The 1,988-nt window shown below is 48.4% G+C and carries 1 protein-coding gene; it reads right to left on the bottom strand.

Annotation, left to right across the window (positions count from 1 at the left end):
- Positions 1 to 157 precede the first annotated feature (157 nt).
- Complete coding sequence (locus H6G62_RS27025) at positions 158 to 430, bottom strand: hypothetical protein (RefSeq protein ID WP_190500912.1); 273 nt, start codon at positions 428 to 430, stop codon at positions 158 to 160.
- Positions 431 to 1,988: the final 1,558 nt, after the last annotated feature.

Here is a 1,988-nt window from a genome sequence, read left to right as displayed (position 1 = left end):
CACTGGCCTGGGCGTAGGGCATCATCACGCTCAGCAAGCAACCCAAGCGCATCAATTCCTCGCTGCTCTGCTGATAGGGGGCAATGCCCAAGGCTTCGTCGAGCGGCACCCGCTGGCTCTCAGGGCAGCCCCGAGGACAGCGACCCACCCGTCGCTTTCAGGCCATCGCACCGACCAAGGTCTGCATCTGCCGTCGCTGAAACCCTTTCGAGTGCAGACGGCTCCCACAGTGGGGGCAGGTTGGCCAGTCTGAAGGCGCTTGGGCACGACGGGTGAGCTCCGTCTCCAGCAGCCAACGGGCTACCATCAAGCCCACTTGCAACGCCACCATCACCATCCCTGTCAGGGGCATCGCCGCCGACAATGCGGATAGACGATCTTTTCTCTCGGGTTGATCTAGCCAGTCGCTCAGTCCGGGCGCTATGCTCATAGTCATCATTTGTGTTGGGTGCAGAGACTATTTTCCCTGCACCCTCTTTTTTTGCCTACTCCCCCAACCGCTGGATGCGCCCCATCGAATCTTGTTCGCAGGGCACTATGGCGTACCGCAAATGCGTTTCAGGACAATATTTATAGGGGCACCTCGAAAAATACGGATTTTATTGAGAACGCCTGCGAGAGGCTAACGGTTTCAGGCTCCAGAAACTCGCAATAAGGCAATTAATCGAGGTGCCCATAGGTATTAGGCAAAGCAACAAAGCAATTAAATTTCCACAACCTACACATAATGCTAGTGCAGTAGCCAATTTTGCAGGAGCCAAGGAGTTGTGCTTTGATATTACGCCCCTCTTTGCCTCCAGCTTAAAGCAGCATACAACCGTATGGGATGCCATTTCTGATCTGCCGCCGATTGAGAGTGGAAGTCGAAATGAAATGCTAGACTATGCAAAAAATCCCGGTAGTGCATTAATCTACGGGTCAGAGAAAAAACAGCCAAAAACAGCAATCTACTGCCGTAAGGTCTCTAGGGTCGCCTGATTATTCTCTAGCCTGTACGAAATAGGACTACCAAAATCCCCAGAATGAGTATCAATCTAACTTGCGTCGAAACTCATATAAGGTTTGGAATCATAGCTGTGCAAATCTAGGAAAGTTAAATCTAGAACGCTTAAAATACATTCCACAAGGCGGAAGTTGGCATGATATTCCCTACGATCTCTTACCCGCTGGAATGAAAAGAGCACGCCGCAGCGATCACACTAAACGTTATGGGAGACTACATCCTGATACTCTATGCTCGACTGTCCTCACTAAATGTGATCCTCACTGGGGCAGTTTTTTTCATCCGACACAAGATCGAGTCATTTCAGTACATGAAGCGGCACGTATTCAGTCATTTCCAGATCATTACAAATTTACAGGGAGTGTTACTCAGCAATATGAGCAGGTTGGCAATGCCGTTCCAACTCTTATGGCGAAGGCTATTGGAGAATCAATAAAATCAATGATAGGTGGCTAAAAATGATTCAGAGACCAAGCAAAGATATTGTTGAAATCTTTGGATATGCACCAGATGATCTATCGGTCGCAAGCCGTAGTCTGTGGGGTAGTCCTATTTCGTACAGGCTAGAGAATAATCAGGCGACCCTAGAGACCTTACGGCAGTAGATTGCTGTTTTTGGCTGTTTTTTTCTCTGACCCGTAGATTAATGCACTACCAAAGCGCAATCGTATCCCCGCTCCAAATATTGACTTCAGCTATCCAAATCTACCTTTTATACTTCAAGAAATTGATGAGATTCGCCATCAATTTTAGAGAGGGCACCTCGATTAATTGAGCAGGGTAATCGCATCTAATTTGGTATAAATTGTACTTGACAGAATAGCAGGGATAGAAGTTTGAGGATTCGTTGCCCTTGAGACAGCGGAAGAGTAGTGGCAGAGGGTTAATGGGAAAGCATTTCCCTCATCAAAGTGAAGCGACCCCATGGCCCAAGGCTTTGGTCAACAGGTGCTGAGTCCTCAGCAGGCCCGAGAGGCTAAGATTT

This window comes from Phormidium sp. FACHB-1136 (genome assembly GCF_014697375.1).
In the GTDB taxonomy this organism is placed as follows: domain Bacteria; phylum Cyanobacteriota; class Cyanobacteriia; order Phormidesmidales; family Phormidesmidaceae; genus Nodosilinea.
Note: the sequence above shows the minus strand (reverse complement) of the source record. Positions and strands in the feature narration are given on the sequence as shown.

Coding starts and splice junctions, on each gene's coding strand:
- H6G62_RS27025 (WP_190500912.1), bottom strand. CDS start 430: ATGAGCATAGCGCCCGGACTGAGCGACTGGCTAGATCAACCCGAGAGA.